16 protein-coding genes are annotated in these 15876 nt (G+C 63.8%); 8 read left to right on the top strand and 8 right to left on the bottom strand.

Annotated features, from left to right (window positions below; translation table 11 throughout):
• The first annotated feature begins 187 nt into the window (after positions 1 to 187).
• The 3 genes from alkB (at position 188) to MFF34_RS11835 (ending at position 1899) form a co-directional block, all read left to right on the top strand.
• Entirely contained in the window at positions 188 to 832 is a 645-nt protein-coding gene (gene alkB / locus MFF34_RS11845) for a DNA oxidative demethylase AlkB (protein ID WP_238213876.1), read from the top strand.
• Between the two features lie 79 nt (positions 833 to 911).
• Complete coding sequence (locus MFF34_RS11840) at positions 912 to 1199, top strand: hypothetical protein (RefSeq protein WP_238213874.1); 288 nt, start codon at positions 912 to 914, stop codon at positions 1197 to 1199.
• A gap of 85 nt (positions 1200 to 1284) precedes the next feature.
• On the top strand, positions 1285 to 1899 hold the full coding sequence (locus MFF34_RS11835) for a Yip1 family protein (RefSeq protein ID WP_238213872.1): 615 nt from the start codon (positions 1285 to 1287) through the stop codon (positions 1897 to 1899).
• 20 nt (positions 1900 to 1919) lie between these two features.
• Here MFF34_RS11835 and MFF34_RS11830 read toward each other — a convergent pair whose 3' ends face one another.
• The 4 genes from MFF34_RS11830 to MFF34_RS11815 form a co-directional block, all read right to left on the bottom strand.
• The gene (locus MFF34_RS11830; RefSeq protein WP_238213870.1) at positions 1920 to 2180 is read right to left on the bottom strand and encodes a DUF1652 domain-containing protein; all 261 of its coding nucleotides are present in this window, start codon (positions 2178 to 2180) and stop codon (positions 1920 to 1922) included.
• A gap of 202 nt (positions 2181 to 2382) precedes the next feature.
• The gene (locus tag MFF34_RS11825; protein ID WP_027593368.1) at positions 2383 to 3258 is read right to left on the bottom strand and encodes a pirin family protein; all 876 of its coding nucleotides are present in this window, start codon (positions 3256 to 3258) and stop codon (positions 2383 to 2385) included.
• 101 nt (positions 3259 to 3359) lie between these two features.
• Positions 3360 to 4232 carry an alpha/beta fold hydrolase gene (locus tag MFF34_RS11820; RefSeq protein WP_099429241.1) on the bottom strand — a complete coding sequence of 291 codons (873 nt, stop codon included), beginning with the start codon at positions 4230 to 4232 and terminating at the stop codon, positions 3360 to 3362.
• Positions 4233 to 4253: 21 nt separating this feature from the next.
• Complete coding sequence (locus MFF34_RS11815; RefSeq protein WP_238213856.1) at positions 4254 to 4883, bottom strand: LysE family translocator; 630 nt, start codon at positions 4881 to 4883, stop codon at positions 4254 to 4256.
• A gap of 125 nt (positions 4884 to 5008) precedes the next feature.
• Between MFF34_RS11815 and MFF34_RS11810 the strand changes: the two genes are divergently transcribed.
• On the top strand, positions 5009 to 5488 hold the full coding sequence (locus MFF34_RS11810) for a GNAT family N-acetyltransferase (RefSeq protein WP_238213853.1): 480 nt from the start codon (positions 5009 to 5011) through the stop codon (positions 5486 to 5488).
• Positions 5489 to 5637: 149 nt separating this feature from the next.
• On the opposite strand, the gene MFF34_RS11805 is transcribed toward MFF34_RS11810, so the two are convergent.
• The 4 genes from MFF34_RS11805 to MFF34_RS11790 all read right to left on the bottom strand — a co-directional run bounded on the left by MFF34_RS11805 (position 5638) and on the right by MFF34_RS11790 (position 11340).
• Positions 5638 to 6567, bottom strand: coding sequence for an aliphatic sulfonate ABC transporter substrate-binding protein (locus MFF34_RS11805; protein WP_238213851.1), 930 nt, complete (start codon positions 6565 to 6567; stop codon positions 5638 to 5640).
• Between the two features lie 3 nt (positions 6568 to 6570).
• On the bottom strand, positions 6571 to 7614 hold the full coding sequence (gene mgrA, locus MFF34_RS11800) for an L-glyceraldehyde 3-phosphate reductase (protein WP_238213842.1): 1044 nt from the start codon (positions 7612 to 7614) through the stop codon (positions 6571 to 6573).
• The gene (locus MFF34_RS11795; protein WP_238213840.1) at positions 7611 to 8945 is read right to left on the bottom strand and encodes an LLM class flavin-dependent oxidoreductase; all 1335 of its coding nucleotides are present in this window, start codon (positions 8943 to 8945) and stop codon (positions 7611 to 7613) included. Before MFF34_RS11795 ends, mgrA begins: the two co-directional genes overlap by 4 nt.
• A gap of 187 nt (positions 8946 to 9132) precedes the next feature.
• On the bottom strand, positions 9133 to 11340 hold the full coding sequence (locus MFF34_RS11790; RefSeq protein ID WP_238213838.1) for a TonB-dependent receptor: 2208 nt from the start codon (positions 11338 to 11340) through the stop codon (positions 9133 to 9135).
• Positions 11341 to 11600: 260 nt separating this feature from the next.
• Between MFF34_RS11790 and MFF34_RS11785 the strand changes: the two genes are divergently transcribed.
• The 4 genes from MFF34_RS11785 to MFF34_RS11770 all read left to right on the top strand — a co-directional run bounded on the left by MFF34_RS11785 (position 11601) and on the right by MFF34_RS11770 (position 15871).
• Entirely contained in the window at positions 11601 to 12647 is a 1047-nt protein-coding gene (locus MFF34_RS11785; RefSeq protein WP_238213830.1) for a LacI family DNA-binding transcriptional regulator, read from the top strand.
• Positions 12648 to 12744: 97 nt separating this feature from the next.
• The gene (locus MFF34_RS11780; protein WP_238213827.1) at positions 12745 to 13659 is read left to right on the top strand and encodes a LysR family transcriptional regulator; all 915 of its coding nucleotides are present in this window, start codon (positions 12745 to 12747) and stop codon (positions 13657 to 13659) included.
• A gap of 134 nt (positions 13660 to 13793) precedes the next feature.
• Positions 13794 to 14930 carry an acyl-CoA dehydrogenase family protein gene (locus tag MFF34_RS11775; RefSeq protein ID WP_238213825.1) on the top strand — a complete coding sequence of 379 codons (1137 nt, stop codon included), beginning with the start codon at positions 13794 to 13796 and terminating at the stop codon, positions 14928 to 14930.
• Positions 14927 to 15871: a D-isomer specific 2-hydroxyacid dehydrogenase family protein gene (locus tag MFF34_RS11770; RefSeq protein ID WP_238213823.1), complete on the top strand. Its 945-nt coding sequence runs from the start codon at positions 14927 to 14929 to the stop codon at positions 15869 to 15871. The genes MFF34_RS11775 and MFF34_RS11770 overlap by 4 nt, the downstream gene beginning before the upstream one ends.
• Positions 15872 to 15876 lie beyond the last annotated feature (5 nt).

Raw genomic sequence — 15876 nt, 5'->3', positions numbered from 1 at the left:
CCTTTTTTATTGTTTCCCTGCTACCTCACCGCCCTTTGCAGGAGCAGCCTTGTGCTGCGAAGAGGCCGTTGAAAACACATTAAATTTGCGCTGCTATCACCGGCCTCTTCGCAGCACAAGGCTGCTCCTACACGGGGAGCGCATGAGCCGGGGTAGAATGGAACACCGTAAGCCTGGTGCTGCTTCCATGATCCAGTCCGACCTCGACCTGTTCGGCCCCCAGCCGCAACGCCTGGCCAGCCACACCGTGCTGTTGCCCGGCTTCGCCCTGGCCGAGCTCGAGGCCTTGCTCGACGCTTTGCGCCCGGTGCTGCGCGCCGCGCCGTTCCGGCACATGCAGACGCCCGGTGGCCTGCACATGGCTGTCGCACTGACCAATTGCGGGGCACTGGGCTGGGTCAGTGACGAGCACGGCTACCGCTACACCCTGACCGACCCGCAGAGTGGCCAACCCTGGCCTGCGCTACCGCCGGTGCTGCTCGGCTTGGCAAACCGCGCTGCGGCCGTCGCCGGTTTCGACGACTTCGTGCCCGACGCCTGCCTGGTCAACCACTATTTGCCAGGCACCCGTTTGAGCTTGCACCAGGACCGTAACGAGCAGGACTTCAGCCAGCCGATCGTGTCGATTTCACTGGGCTTGCCCGCAGTGTTCCTGCTGGGAGGGCTGCAGCGCTCGGACAAGACCCAGCGTGTGCCGTTGAGCCATGGCGATGTGCTGGTGTGGGGCGGTGAGGATCGCTTGCGCTTTCATGGTGTGCTGCCCATCAAACCCGGCGTGCATCCGCGCATGGGCGAGCGGCGGATCAACCTGACCCTGCGCAAAGCGGGTTGATCAGGTAAAAACTTGAACATCCGGGCCTGAAAGGTTTCTAAAAAGGAGCCGCGTCAGCGTTCACAAGGAGCCCATGCCCATGAAAATGCCCGGCCGCGCACCCAATGCCTTTGTGCAGCTGGATTACGTACGCGATACGTTGTTCGGCCCGGTCGCCCAGAGCGTGGAATGCCAATGCCAACTCGCCGCCCTCAACCTGCAGGGCCGCCCTGCCCTGCGCTTGCACATCTGCCCGCCGCTGCCCGACAAGGTCGATCGCGCCCACAGCGTGGCGTTCGTCTGGGATGGCCGCAGCTACCGCGGGGTGGTGCGTGACCAGGGCAAATGTGGCGATGGCGGGCTGAACCTCCTGTTAGAGCTGCAATAAGATGATCAACGGCGATCACATGCGCTGAACCTGCCCGCAACTGCGCGTCTCCATAGAAAAGAGCCCACGCCTTCTGGAGACCGTCATGAACAGTCCACTGCTCAAGCTCTTCACCCGCCCGTCCGATGCCTGGATGGAGATACGCCGCGCCGAAGAGGACCATCCGCAGCAATACCTGCCTCGGCTGCTAGCCCTGGCGCTGATCCCTGCCATTTGCCTGTTTGTCGGCACCACCGCGTTCGGCTGGAGCCTGGCCGCCGAAGAACGCGTGCGCCTGAACATTGGCAGCGCGGCGCAGTTGGCAGGCCTGCTGTACGCAGCCACAGTGGTCGGGGTCATGATCATGGGCGTGATGATCCGCTGGATGTCACGCGGCTTCGATGCGCAACCCAGCCTGCAGCAATGCATCGGCTTTGCCGCTTACTGCGCCACGCCGTGGTTTTTCGCGGGGGTGGTTGGGTTGCTGCCGATTCGCTGGCTGGCGCTGACCGCGCTATTGGCTGCTTCGGCTTATGCCAGCGTGCTGCTGTTTGGCGGGCTGCAGACGTTTCTGCGGTTACGCAAGGAACAGGCCATGCTGTTCGCCGCCTGTGTGTGGGGGGTTGGGCTGTTGGTGCTGGTGACCATCCTGGTGTCGATGATCCTGTTCTGGTTCAACGGCCTGATGCCGGAATATATGCGCCCGGCCAGCCTCGGCTGACCGGGACACAAGGTGCAGGCTCAGGCAATCGCCCTTATTGGCGTGGTCGGCTTGTCACGCAGCGCATGCAGCTGCGAAACCAGGTTCACCACGTCGCGGCAACTGTTGAGGTCCTGCAGCGCAACGCCTGTCAGGGTAACGCCCGCTTCGAGGCGCTGCCCCTGGCCCAGGCGGATGGTCAGGTGGACGCCATCTGCGCAACTGACCTCGCAGCGATCAGGCAGGCAGGCTTGCTCGATCATCTGCCGCATCTCTAGCATTGAAACGCCTATCAACGACATTGTACGACCCTCTCTGTACTGGATGGCCTGTTGTTTAGGTACGCCTTTGCCAGGCATGGTGCCAATTGATATTGCGCATGCTCAGGCGGCCGTCCATGCGCCGGAGCAATGATGGTGCGCGGGATCATCTAGCACCTTAGTGGAAGATCGCAGGCCAGCCAGGACTGTTCGATCGGCTGCACAGAGTTGACGACGAGCGGTCTCAGCTGCCCTCGGCCTGCATCTGCCCGAACCGGCCGGCATGGAAGTCGTCGAACGACTCAGCGATTTCTGCCTGGCTGTTCATCACGAATGGGCCATAGCCAACGATCGGCTCATCGATCGGCTCACCGCTGAGCAGCAGCACACTGGCGCCTTCCAGCGCCTCGAGCACAATGTCCTCACCACCACGCTCAAGCAGTACCAGGCTGGCGGGCCCGGCTTCCCGTTCACCGTTGACCCGCACAGTCCCGCGCAGCACCACCAAGGCGGCGTTGCGCCCTGCGGCTACGGGCAGTTGCAAGGTCGCTTGAGCATTCAGGCGCAAATCCCAGACATCCATCGCGGTAAAGGTCCGCGCAGGGCCTTGGTGGCCTTGGAATTCACCCGCGATCACCCGCAGGCTGCCACGCTGGTCATCCAGCGCCACCACTGGGATATCCGTGGCAAGCAACGTCTGGTAACCCGCCGCGGCGCGCTTGTCACGCGCGGGCAGGTTGACCCACAGCTGGACCATTTCGAGTGTGCCACCCGTGCGGGCGAATGCCGGCGAATGGAATTCTTCATGGACAATGCCATTGGCCGCCGTCATCCATTGCACGTCGCCTGGGCCGATCAAGCCACCGGCCCCCGTGGAATCGCGGTGTTCGAGCTCGCCTTGGTAGACGATGGTCACCGTTTCGAAACCACGGTGCGGGTGCTGGCCGACGCCGCGTCGATCACGTGTAGGGGTGAAGTCGTGGGGGCCGGCGTAGTCCAGCAGCAAGAACGGGCTGATCTGGCGGGCCAGGTCGTCGTAGGTGAACAGGCTGCGCACCGGAAAGCCATCGCCTACCCAGTGGGCGTGGGGGCTGCGGTGAATACCCAGAATTTTTTTCATGAGAAGTCTCCTCTCTTGGCTGGGATCACCTTACCAATGATGCCAATAAGCCGGTAGGCAGCTTAAATGGCATGCATCGTCTCACCTATGGAACGACAACGTCACGGTTGCAGGAAGGCCAACACCTGCTCGGCGGCCATGGCCGGGTCCTCCTGCATGAAGCAGTGCCCACCGGCGACCTGCCGCGCGCTCACGTTGGGGTTCAGCGCCGCCAGGCGTTTGACCGAGTGCGGCACGAAGGGATAGGTCTGTTCGCCATACAGCACCCGCGTCGGGGTGTGGATCGCGGCCAGGTTTGCCCACATGCGCTTGGGGAACGAACTGAAAATTTCCACCTCGCGGCTTGGCCGGCACTTGAGCACTACCGCCTCGCCACAATCGCCAATGGCATGCTCCACATAGGCCAGCATTGCCGCATCGGTCCAGCCTTTGAAAATGCCGCGCCCCTGCAGCGAGGCCAGTGCCGCCTCACGATCAGGCCAATGGCTGCGGCGGTTGGCCGCCTTGCGCGCCAAGGCATGGCGTTGATGCAGGCCGACCAGCGCAGCCGCGCCCATCACACCGATCATACGGCGGCTGAACAGCACCGGGTCAAGCAGTACGGCCCGCTCGAACAGCGTGGGTGCGCTGGCCAGGATCAGCCCCGTGAGCACGCCACCAAAGCTGTGCCCGAGGGCAAAGCGCGGCACCTCGCCATACTCGCCACGCCCGCTTTCGAACGCCTCCACCGCCAATTCAGCAGTGCGGTTCCACCCGCGAAACACGCCGCCATGGTCGCTGTCGCCGTGGCCTTGCACATCGCACAGCCACAGGTCGAAATGCTCGCCCAGGCGCATCAGCAACGGCTGGTACGCCAGGCAGCAGAAGCCGTTGCCGTGCAGAAAATGCAGCAAAGGCTTGCCACTGGCGGGTGTGCGCCACCCGCGCAAGGTGAAGCCTTCGGGGCATAGGTGTGACCAGGGGATCAACTGCATCGGCTTGCTGTACTCATCGGTCTATGAAAACGCCGATTCTACAAACAGCAGCGGGTAGAGTGAAATCACCAGCAGCAAGGCCATCAGGACATTGAACAGCATCAGCCAGCGCGGGTTCTGCAACAGGTTGCGCAAAGCGCTGCCAAACATGACCCAGACCCCGACGCTAGGCAGGTTGACCAAGGCGAACAGCGCGGCGATGACGACCACGTTCATCACGTAGCCCTGGGCCGGTGTATAGGTAGTGATGGCCCCCACCGCCATCACCCAGGCCTTGGGGTTGACCCACTGGAACGCGGCGGCGCCCCAGAACCCCAACGGCTTGCGGGCCTTGGCCGAATCCGTGCCGATTGGCCCCGAGGTCGCGATTTTCCACGCCAGGTACAGCAAGTAGGCCGCGCCGGTGTAACGCAGCACGGTGTACAACGGCGGCCAAGCCTTGAACACCTCGCCCAGGCCCAAACCGACGGCCAGCACCATGACCATGAAGCCAATGCTGATGCCCATGGCGTGCGGGATCGAGCGACGCACGCCGAAGTTCACACCCGAGGCCAGCAGCATGGTGTTGTTCGGCCCCGGGGTGATGGAGGATACGAAGGCAAACAGCACGAAAGCTGTGAGCAGGTCGGCAGAGGCAAGCATGGCAGGCATTCCACAATCATTATTGGTGCTGTCACACTAACGGAGTCGCCCTGCCTTGCGACCGGTACAGTTTTGCTAAATTAAATAGATACAAATACTGTACCGATCTCATCCCGTTCAAGGAAGCCCGCCCCATGAGCCTCACTATCCGCCCCGCGGTGCGTACCGACGCCACGCAGATTCTTGCCTTCATCACTGAGCTTGCCGACTACGAACGTGCGCGCCACGAGGTGATCGCCTCGGTTGCCGATATCGAGCGCAGCCTGTTCGACGAGGGCAGTACAGTGCACAGCCTGATCTGCGAGCGGGATGGCCAGGCGATCGGTTTTGCCGTGTATTTCTACAGTTATTCGACGTGGCTGGGGCGTAACGGGATTTATCTGGAAGACCTGTACGTCACGCCCGAGCAGCGCGGCGATGGTGCCGGGCGCACATTGCTGCGGCACATTGCCCGGGAGGCCGTGGAGAACGGCTGCGGGCGCCTGGAATGGAGTGTGCTGGACTGGAACGAACCTGCGATCGGGTTCTACCAGTCGCTGGGGGCCGAAGCGCAGGCTGAGTGGGTTAAATATCGGCTGGATGGCGAGAAGTTGTTGGCGTTTGCCCAGGGTTGACCCCAAATACCGCCGAAATCCCCCCTGAGGAGCAGCCTTGTGCTGCGAAGAGGCCGGCAAGGCTCATAGAAATAGTGTGGCAACACCGGCCTCTTCGCAGCACAAGGCTGCTCCTACACAGGGCAATGAAAGCCGAACGTTGCGTTGGCTCAGTTCCGTCGCCACACCGCCCCGGCAATATCCACCCGCTTGGGCAGCACCTTGTTTTGGAAAAACAGCTCCGCCGTGCGCTGCTGCGCTGCCACGATCTCATCGCTCACCGGTATCACCGGCGACGCCGGCCGATGGCTGAAGCTGCGCCGCACCACCGCCTCCGGCAAGCCCATGAACTGTGCGAGCAACTGGATGCTCCCGGCTTCATCACTGCGCGTGAGCGCCTCGGCCTGGCTGATCGCATCCAGTAGCTGACCGACAAACGCCCCGTTAGCCTCGACGTACTCACGCGCCCCCAGCATGAAAGGCCCGATCAAGCCCAGCCCTTGGCCATCGGCCAACAGCCGTGCCTTGCCTTCCAGGTCGATGGCCGAATAGAACGGGTCCCAGATCGCCCAGGCGTCCACGCTGCCGCGCTCGAACGCCGCACGCGCATCGGCAGGCGCCAGGTACACCGGCTGCACATCGCGGATGCTCAACCCGGCCTTGGCCAGGCTGCGCAGCAACAGGTTGTGCGCACTCGAACCTTTCTGCAGGGCAACCCGCTTACCCTTGAGGTCGCCGACGCTGGCCACCGGGCTGTCTTTCGGTACCAGAATCACCTCAGCCTGCGGCTTGGGCGGTTCAGCGCCGATGTACAGCAGGTCGGCACCGGCTGCTTGGGCGAAGATCGGCGGAATATCACCGGTCGAACCGATGTCGAGGCTGCCAATGTTCAAGGCTTCTAGCATTTGCGGGCCGGCCGGAAACTCGATCCACTCAACCTGGGTATGGGTAAAGCGCTGCTCCAGAAGGCGATGCTGCTTGGCCAGGACCAGGCTGATCGAGCCCTTTTGATAGCCAATGCGCAACGTCGCAGGGTCTGCCGCCTGGGCAGCACCGGCCAAGCTCAGCAGTAACAGGACGGCAAGGCGTAGCACACGCATGGGTCACTCCTTCCAGTCGGTCGAGGGTTTTTCCCATAGGTTGATTCCGCCTTCCACGGCGTACTGGTCGATGGCCGCTAACTCCTCGGGGCTGAACACCAAGTTATCGAGTGCGGCCACGTTCTCGATAATTTGCTCGGGCCGGCTTGCACCAATCAGCGCCGAACTCACGCGCGGGTCGCGCAAGGTCCAGGCCAGGGCCAGTTGCGCCAAGCTCTGGCCTCGCCCCCGGGCGATTTCATTGAGGGCGCGGGCGCGGGCAATGTTGTCTGGCGACAGATGCTGGGGCAGCAACGAGCCACCGCCGGCGCGGTTGACGCGGGCATCGGCGGGAATGCCGTTCAGGTACTTGTCGCTGAGCAGGCCTTGGGCCAGCGCCGTGAACACGACCACCCCGGCCCCGAGCGCCTCAGTGGTGGCCAGCAGGTCACGCTCGATCCAACGGTTGAACAGGTTGTACGAAGGCTGGTGGATCAGCAGCGGCACCTTCAACTCGGCCAGCAGCGCCGCAATCTCAGCCGTCTTGCCCGCCGAGTAGGACGAAATGCCGACATACAGCGCCTTGCCCTGACGGACGATGTCGGCCAGGGCAATGGCAGTTTCTTCCAGCGGCGTATCGGCATCGAAACGGTGTGAATAGAAGATGTCGACGTAGTCCAGGCCCAGGCGCTGCAGGCTCTGGTCGAGGCTGCTGATCAGGTACTTGCGCGAACTGCCGCCCTGCCCGTACGGCCCCGGCCACATGTCCCAACCGGCCTTGCTCGAGATGATCAGTTCGTCGCGGTAGCTGCGCAGGTCTTCACGCAGCAGCCGGCCGAAGTTGGTCTCGGCGCTGCCATAGGGCGGGCCGTAGTTGTTGGCCAGGTCGAAGTGGTTGATACCCGCATCGAATGCGGTGCGCAGCAACGCGCGTTGGGTATCGATAGGCGTCGCATCACCAAAGTTGTGCCACAGGCCCAGGGACAGGGCCGGCAACACCAGGCCACTGCGGCCGACACGGCGATAAGGCATGCGCGCGTAGCGCTCGGGGTGGGCGGCGTAGCTCATGGTTGACCTCGTTCGGTAAAGAAAGGATTGGCAGGGCGCTGCAGCCCCAGGTGTTCACGCAGGGTGCGGCCTTGGTACTGACGGCGGAACAGCCCGCGGCGCTGCAGCTCGGGCACGACTAGGTTGGCGAAATCCTCCAGCCCCAGGGGCAGGTGCGGCACCAGCACATTGAAGCCATCGGCGGCACGGCCCTCGAACCAGGCCTGCAGTTCATCGGCGATGTGGGCCGGGGTGCCGACCAGGCTGTAGTGCCCTCGCCCACCGGCGATGCGCCGGCCAAGCTGGGCGAGTGTCAGTTGCTCGTTGCCGGCAAGTTCGGTGAGCAGTTGCTGGCGGCTGCGCTGGCCATCTTCGGTGGGCGGCAGTTCGGGCAGCGGGCCGTCGAGAGGGTAACCGGAAAGGTCAAAATTGCCGAGCATGCGCCCGAGCAAACCAACCCCGACGCGCGGGTCGACCAGTTCCTGAAACTGCTGGTACTTCTCTTCGGCTTCAGCCTGGCTATGCCCAACCACCACAAACACGCCAGGCATGATCTTCAGCGAATCCTCGCCCCGCCCGTAAGCGGCCAGCCGGCCCTTGAGCTCGGCGTAGAACGCCTGGGCGCGGGCCAGGCTAGGTTGCGCGGTAAACACCACCTCGGCACTCTGCGCGGCCAGCTCGCGGCCGGTTTCCGAGGAGCCCGCCTGAACCAGCACCGGCCGCCCCTGGGGCGAGCGGGCGACGTTCAGCGGGCCTTTCACGCGAAAGTGCTCGCCTGCGTGATCCAGGGCACGCACCCCATCAGGACGGTGGAACAGCCCACCGGCCTTGTCGTGCACGAAGGCGTCGTCAGCCCAGCTGTCCCACAGGCCCTGTACCACCTGCTGAAACTCCCGGGCTCGGGCGTAACGCTCAGCATGTGGGATATGCACCTGGCGGCCGAAGTTGCCCGCTTCGGCCGCCGCGTCCGAGGTGACCAGGTTCCAGCCAGCGCGGCCGCCGGACAGGTGATCGAGCGAGGCGAACTTGCGTGCTACGTGGTACGGCTCGTTGTAGCTGGTGGTGGCGGTGGCGATCAGGCCGATGCGCTCGGTAACGGCACTTAACGCCGACAACAGGGTAAGTGGTTCGAAGTAGGTGGAGCGTGCACTGTGGCTGGCCAGGGCGTCGGTAGGCGCGGCAACGCTGTCGGCAACGAACAACGCGTCGAAACAGGCCGCTTCGGCGATCTGCGCGGCGCGGCGGTAGCTGCTGAAGTCCATGGGGTCGGCCGGTACGTCCGGGTGGCGCCAGGCGGCCACGTGGTGCCCGGTGGCCATGAGGAAGGCGCCCAGGCTCAGTTGACGGCTCATGTCGATCTCCTTGATGGGGTTTGCATACCCCTGTGGTAGGACATTGGAGACTGTGGGAGCGGGCTTGCCCCGCGAATGGTCCCCCGCGGTGCATGGCACCGGCTTTGCCGGTGTTCGCGGGGCAAGCCCGCTCCCACACGGCCCTGCGAAATCAATAAGTTTTGCTTTAGCTCTAGAGGGCGATTACTCAAAAATCCTTGCGCAACTGCACGCCGAAGTAGCGTCCGTCGTCGCGTGGTACGGAGCGGTAGATGTAATCGCCACCGCTGGCCAGCATCTGCGCATACGACTTGTCACCCAGGTTTTTGCCCAGCAGTGCCACACGCCAGCCGTCGTTGTAGTCGGCCAGGGCAATGCTGGCGTTCCAGATGCCGTAGGCGCCCTGCACGGTGTCTGGGTTCTGGTCCAGGCTGAACTGCACCGAATCCTGCCAGCTGTAGTCGCTGGAAAGCTCGACATCCAGGCCGTTGTCCAGCGGGATCACGTAGTCGGCACGTACGTAGGTCTTCCAGTCCGGGGTAAACGGCAGGTGGCCACCGTCGATGTTGCAGTTGGCCGCGGCCCCTGCCGGGCAGTTGAAGTGGTCGACACGGGCCTTGGTGTAGGCCACGGCGGTGGTCAACTTCAGCTGCGACGTCGCCTGGAAACTGGCATCCAGTTCCACGCCCTGGGTCTTGACCTTGCCGGCGTTGACCAAGCGCGTTACCACCTGATTGGCCACCGTGTCGAAGAAGTTGGCCTGGTAGTCGTCGTAGTCAGTGTGGAACACCGCCAGGTTGGCGGTCAGCCGGTTGTCCAGCGCCGTGCTCTTCAGGCCGACTTCATAAGCGTCGGAGGTTTCCGGCTTGAGGGCGCCGGTGTCGCGCGGCTGCATGTTGAAGAACACGTTGTAGGCCGGGCCTTTGTAGCCACGCGAATAGGTGACGTAGCCGGTGAGGTTGTCGTTGAAGTCGTATTGCAGGCCGGTGCGCCCGCTCCAACCGTCCTCGTCCACCGAGCCGGAACTGGCGGTCGAAGGCTGGATGCCGGTGACCGCGGTGGCCGAACTGGAGACCCGGCGGTGGTCGTACTCCAGGTCGTCGTGGGTCCAGCGCAGGCCGAAGATGGCGCGCAAGTCGTCGGTGAAGTTGAAGGTGTTCTCACCGAACAGCGCGACGCTGTCGTTGGTCGTTGAGTAATCTGCCCGCCCCGTATTGGCCACGCCGCCGTTGACTGACAGGCGCTGGTAGGTTTCGTTGGACGTGCCGTGCATGTAGAAGGCGCCGAGCACGTACTCGTTGAACTGCCCTTTGGGCGAGGTCAGGCGAAACTCCTGGCTGTACTGGTCGTAGTCCACCGTGCCCTTGTCATGGGACGCGGTCACGGGGAGCAACGCACGGCGGTCGCCGTCCTGGTACTGGGTGTTGTCCCAGCCGCGCCAGGCGCTGATCGAGGTCAGGGTGTAGTCACCCAGCTGCCAATCAAGCTGGGCCGACAAGCCTTGGTTCTCGTCTTCGACGTGGGTTTTGAAGTCACTGTTGATATCGCGGTTGTGCGCGCTAGGGGTGACCGGGCGCAGTTGGTTGGCAAATGCTGTGCTGGCGCTTGTGATCACACCGCTGGGGAGTGTGTCTTCACCTTTCATGTAGTCAGCGATCAAGGTCAGGCGCAGGTCTTCGTTGGGTTCGAATTCCAGCTTGCCGCGGGCACCTTTGCGCTGGTAACCATTGACGTCGTGGCCATTGGCAACGTTTTCGACATTGCCGTCGTAATCGCCCCACAAGGTGCTCAGCGAGCCCTTGAACTGTTCGCTGAGACGCCCGCCAATGCCGAAGCGCAGGCGGTTTTCATCGCCACCGCCAAAGTGCGAGTAATCCACGTAGCCGCGGGTTTGCTCGGGGATGGCCTTGCTGACCACGTTCAGCACGCCGGCCGACGCGTTCTTGCCGAACAACGTGCCCTGCGGGCCACGCAGCACTTCGATGCGCTCCAGGTCGAGCAGGTCGAGGGTAGATTGGCCCGGCCGCCCGAACACCACGCCATCGACCACGGTAGCCACGGTGGGCTCGACGCCTGGGGAGGTCGAAATGGTGCCTACGCCCCGGATGAACAGCGAGGTGTCCTTGTTCGAGGCGCCTGCCCGGTAGTTGAGTGTCGGCACCTGCTGGACGATGCTGGCCACGTTGTTGCGGTTGTCACGCTCGAGCTGCTCGCCATCGATCACCGAAACCGCCACCGGGACTTCCTGCAGGCTGGTTTCTCGGCGTGTGGCCGTGACCGTCACCGCGCCGAGGGCCGTCGCTTGCGGCGCGCTCTCGGCGGGTTCGGCGGCTTGGGCGCCCTGGCCGAACGCGGCCAACAGAATGGCCGCTGCCAGCGGCCGGCGTTGTGTAGTAGGAAACGGAGTTGTCTGCATGCTGCTCACTGCCTTATGGGACCAGACCAGGCCCACGTTCACGGGCCGACACGGAGGGTGCTGTGGTTGTCTGGTCTCGCTCGTGCGAGTGGCAGGCGCTTGCCAACAGCAGCGCTTGTTAGCGCTAACATGAGCAAGTATCAGAGTGCGCTGCTTAGCACGTCAAATACTTAAAAGTCAGATTGATATGCAATAAAGCTATTTGCCAGGCGCCATTGCGTTAGCGCTACCATCGCGCCATTTCCCGATGAGGCGACCCTGTGAGCCAAGCCAAGGATTCCCCCCGAAAGCGCCGTGGTGCAGGCCGCGCCACCCTGGCCGACGTGGCGCGCGCGGCAGACGTATCGGCGATCAGCGTGTCGCGTTACTTCAACCAGCCTGAGCAGGTTTCACCGCCTCTGCGCGAGCGCATAGAGGCCGCTGTGCAAGCGCTGGGCTACGTTCCCAACCTGGTCGCCGGGGGCCTCGCCTCGGCACGCGGGCGAATTGTCGGTATGGTGATCCCAAACATCTCGGGGCCGATCTTTGCCCAGACCATCCAGGCCTTCAGCGACACCCTCAGCCGCCATGGCTATCAGTTACTGCTGGCGTCCAGCTACTTCAGCGAAGAACAGGAAGAGAGTGCGGTGCGTGCATACCTCGGCTGGTCGCCGGCGGCGTTGGTGGTCACCAGCCATTTCCACAGCCCGGCGACTGAAAAGATGCTGGCCGAAGCTGACGTGCCCGTGGTCGAGATCTGGGATTACCGCCCCGAGCGGGCGCCGTTGCAGGTCGGTTTTCTGCATCACCAGGTCGGCGTGCAGGCGTGCCGCTACTTGCTGGAAAAAGGGCATCGACGCATCGCCTTCGTGCAGAACAGCGCAGCCGGCGACTTGAGCGCGTTGGAGCGGCGTGACGGGTACATCGAGGCCTTGGCCGAGGCCGGTCTTGAACCCTGGGTATTCGTGCCCTCCGCCGATTGCGCGCCGTTCGAGGCAGGCAAACAGGCAATGGAGGCGCTGATCCGCCGCACGCCACGCCCCGAGGCGATCATCTTTGCCAATGACAACCTGGCTGCCGGCGCCGTGTTGGCTGGCCAACGTGCGGGGCTGCGGCTACCGGATGACGTGGCGATCGTCGGCTTTGGCGACTACCCCTTCGCCGACATGCTGCTGCCCAGCCTGACTACGTTGCGGCCGCCCTCGCGGGAGATTGGCGAGGTGGCAGCCTTGCGCGTCCTGCAACACCTGGGCGTCATCGCGCATGAGGGTGAAGTGCAACGGTTGAACCTGCTCGCCTGCGAACTGGTGGCCCGCGAAAGCGCCTGACGGCAAGGCACTGATGCATCGGGTGCTGTGACAATCCGCACAATGAGGATTATTCTTCCAAGGTATGTCCCACAGCCCCAATATGTGAGCGCCGAATATGAAAATCGATGACATGGACGCCTTCGTGGCGGTCATCCGTTGCCAGTCGACCAACCTCGCCGCCGAGGCCCTGCAACTGACCCAGCCGGCCATCACCCGTCGCGTGCAGAACTTCGAGAAAGACCTCGGCGCCACCCTGCTCGACCGCAACACCAAACCGCTGAAGCCAACGCCAATGGGCCTGCGGGTGTATGAGCAGTGCAAGGCGATCCTGCGGGAGATCGACTCACTGCGTGAATTGGTCGCCAATGACGGCGCCCCGTCAGGCACGTTGCGCCTGGGCGTGCCGCAAACCCTGGGGGACGTGGTGCTGCTCGACGCCCTGGCGCAGATTCGCGACACCTACCCGGTGTTGCGCACCCAAGTCACCAGTGGTTGGGGCAGCAGCCTGATCGCACGCATGGAAAACGGCGAACTCGACGCCGCTGCCGCGCTGTTCCCGCCTGGCAAAATCTTCCCTGAGGGCATCACCAGCCGCTCCATCGCGCGTATGCCACTGCGCGTGGTGGCCGCCAAGGGCAGCGCCAGCAAGCGCAGTTACAAGCTCAAGGATTGTTACACCCGCGGTTGGGTGCTCAACCCCGACGGCTGCGGTTTTCGTGCGGGGCTGCAGCGGGCCTTGAGCGAACAAGGGCTAAGCCTGTCGATCAACCTGGAAACCTTTGGCACCGACCTGCAACTGGGCCTGGTCGCCAACGGGCAAGGGCTGGGTTTGGTGCCCGAGCCGCTGCTGCAGAGCAGCCGCCATCGGGAGGCACTGGATGTGGTCAACGTGACGGATTTCAAACCGCAGGTGGACTTGTGGCTGTTCCATCCACGGTATCTGGGCAACCTGCAGGAGCCGGTGGAGCTGTTTGGTGAGATTGCCGGGAACAGGCTGCAGGCCGCACCCACAGCAGGAGACCACACATAATAAAAAATTTGCATAGTAGGTATTTTTTAAATTCTACAAACAAATAATTAGCATAGAACCAAAAAGACTTTTACAGCGCTCATCCAGACGAATACGGTCTTAGAAACCCACCGTGTTCCAGGGATGAATACTCCATGAGTCACCCCCCATCCACCGCTGCTCTTGCCGAGCTGACCCAGGCCCTTGCCGCTAATGCCGAGCGCTATGACCGCAGCGGTCAGTTCCCCGCCGACAACTTCAGCCTGCTTCACCGCCACGGCCTGCTGAGCCTGACCGTGCCCCGCGCCCTGGGTGGCGGCGGGGCCGACCTGGCCACTGCGCGCCAGGTGGTTGCCGCCGTTGGCAAGGGCGACCCCTCCACGGCGCTGATCCTGGTCATGCAGTACCTGCAGCACTTTCGCCTGCAGGACGAAGCGCGCTGGCCCGAGCACTTGCGCTTGCAGGTCGCCCGTGACGCAGTGGCCAACGGTGCGCTGATCAATGCCTTTCGTGTCGAATCCGAACTGGGCACGCCGGCCCGTGGCGGCCTGCCGGCCACCGTGGCGCGGCGCACCGCTGCAGGCTGGCGGCTGTCTGGGCGCAAAATCTACTCCACCGGCAGCTACGGCCTGACCTGGTACCTGGTGTGGGCGCGCAGCGACGATAAAGACCCGCTGGTCGGTGGTTTTCTGGTGCACAAGGACACGCCCGGCATCTGCATCGTCGAAGACTGGGACCACCTGGGCATGCGCGCCACCTGCAGCCACGAGGTGCGCTTTGACGACGTGCTGATCCCGCTGGACCACGCCGTCAGTGTCAGCCCTGCCAGCGCGCCGCGGCCCGAACTCGATGGCACCGGCCTGCTGTGGATGTCGGTGCTGCTGCCGGCACTCTACGACGGCGTCGCCCAGGCTGCGCGTGACTGGCTGGTGCAGTTTCTCAACAACCGCGCACCCTCCAACCTGGGTGCATCGCTGGCGAGCCTGCCGCGCTTCCAGGACGTGGTCGGGCGCATCGATACCCTGCTGTTCGCCAACCGCAGCCTGCTGGACTCGGCCGTCGCCGGCCACATTGACCCGCGCCATGCCGGGCAGATCAAACACCTGGTCAGCCGCAACGCCATCCAGGCGGTCGAGCTGGCCATCGAGGCTGCCGGCAACCCTGGCCTGTCCCGCCGCAACCCACTGGAGCGGCACTACCGTGACGTGCTGTGCAGCCGCATCCACACGCCCCAGGACGATGTGGTGCTGGCCCAAGTCGGGCGCAGCGCACTGGCGGAGGTGGCAGCATGAGCCACTCGATCATTGCCAGCCAGCTTGACCCCCAGGCCAATCAATACCTGCGCGAGCACCTGCCCGACCACGAAGTCATCGACCTCGCCCCCGGCCAGTTGCACGTGGATGTGCCTGCCGATGTGTTCATCGTGCGCCCGATCAATATTCGCGGTAACCGCGTAGATACCCCGCCGCCAGGCTGGCCCTGGTCGCTGCGCTGGGTGCAGGTGGTGTCGTCGGGCATCGACTTCTACCCCGACTGGGTATTCCAGGGGCCGCCAGTGACCAGCGGCAAGGGCGCCAACGCCGAGCAGGTCGCAGAGTTTGCCCTGGCCCTGGTGTTTGCCGCCGCCAAGCAACTGCCGGGGCTGTGGGTGAAGGACGCCGACTGGCGCCTGACGCCCTTGGCGCCGTTGCGCGGCCGCACGTTGGGCATCTTCGGCTTCGGCAGCATTGGCCAGAGCCTGGCGCGCAAGGCCACCGCGCTCGGCATGCGCGTGCTGGCGCTGAACCGCCCTGGGCAGCCGATTGCCGAAGTGCCCGGTGTCAAGCGCGTCGAGCGCCTGCAGCACCTGTTCGCAGGCAGCGATCACCTGGTCATCGCCGCACCGCTGACCCCAGCCACACGTGGCCTAATCGACCGCCAGGTGCTGGCCCAGGCCAAGCCCGGCCTGCACCTGATCAACATCGCCCGCGGCGCCCTACTGGACCAGCAGGCCTTGCTCGAAGCACTGGACAGCGGGCTGATCGGCCGCGCCAGCCTCGATGTCACCGACCCGGAACCGTTGCCGGCGGGCCACCCGCTGTACCACCACCCCCGCGTATTCCTGTCGCCGCACACGTCGGCGATTTCCGAGGACGGCTACCCCGCGCTGCTCGACGCCTTCCTCGACAACTTCGCCCGCTATCGCGAGCAGGCGCCGCTGCGCAACCTGGTCGATATCCAGCGTGGCTACTGACCTTC

The sequence above is a fragment of the Pseudomonas sp. PAGU 2196 genome, from assembly GCF_022179005.1.
In the GTDB taxonomy this organism is placed as follows: domain Bacteria; phylum Pseudomonadota; class Gammaproteobacteria; order Pseudomonadales; family Pseudomonadaceae; genus Aquipseudomonas; species Aquipseudomonas kermanshahensis.
Note: the sequence above shows the minus strand (reverse complement) of the source record. Positions and strands in the feature narration are given on the sequence as shown.

Coding starts and splice junctions, on each gene's coding strand:
- alkB (WP_238213876.1), top strand. CDS start 188: ATGATCCAGTCCGACCTCGACCTGTTCGGCCCCCAGCCGCAACGCCTG.
- MFF34_RS11840 (WP_238213874.1), top strand. CDS start 912: ATGAAAATGCCCGGCCGCGCACCCAATGCCTTTGTGCAGCTGGATTAC.
- MFF34_RS11835 (WP_238213872.1), top strand. CDS start 1,285: ATGAACAGTCCACTGCTCAAGCTCTTCACCCGCCCGTCCGATGCCTGG.
- MFF34_RS11830 (WP_238213870.1), bottom strand. CDS start 2,180: ATGTCGTTGATAGGCGTTTCAATGCTAGAGATGCGGCAGATGATCGAG.
- MFF34_RS11825 (WP_027593368.1), bottom strand. CDS start 3,258: ATGAAAAAAATTCTGGGTATTCACCGCAGCCCCCACGCCCACTGGGTA.
- MFF34_RS11820 (WP_099429241.1), bottom strand. CDS start 4,232: ATGCAGTTGATCCCCTGGTCACACCTATGCCCCGAAGGCTTCACCTTG.
- MFF34_RS11815 (WP_238213856.1), bottom strand. CDS start 4,883: ATGCCTGCCATGCTTGCCTCTGCCGACCTGCTCACAGCTTTCGTGCTG.
- MFF34_RS11810 (WP_238213853.1), top strand. CDS start 5,009: ATGAGCCTCACTATCCGCCCCGCGGTGCGTACCGACGCCACGCAGATT.
- MFF34_RS11805 (WP_238213851.1), bottom strand. CDS start 6,567: ATGCGTGTGCTACGCCTTGCCGTCCTGTTACTGCTGAGCTTGGCCGGT.
- mgrA (WP_238213842.1), bottom strand. CDS start 7,614: ATGAGCTACGCCGCCCACCCCGAGCGCTACGCGCGCATGCCTTATCGC.
- MFF34_RS11795 (WP_238213840.1), bottom strand. CDS start 8,945: ATGAGCCGTCAACTGAGCCTGGGCGCCTTCCTCATGGCCACCGGGCAC.
- MFF34_RS11790 (WP_238213838.1), bottom strand. CDS start 11,340: ATGCAGACAACTCCGTTTCCTACTACACAACGCCGGCCGCTGGCAGCG.
- MFF34_RS11780 (WP_238213827.1), top strand. CDS start 12,745: ATGAAAATCGATGACATGGACGCCTTCGTGGCGGTCATCCGTTGCCAG.
- MFF34_RS11775 (WP_238213825.1), top strand. CDS start 13,794: ATGAGTCACCCCCCATCCACCGCTGCTCTTGCCGAGCTGACCCAGGCC.
- MFF34_RS11770 (WP_238213823.1), top strand. CDS start 14,927: ATGAGCCACTCGATCATTGCCAGCCAGCTTGACCCCCAGGCCAATCAA.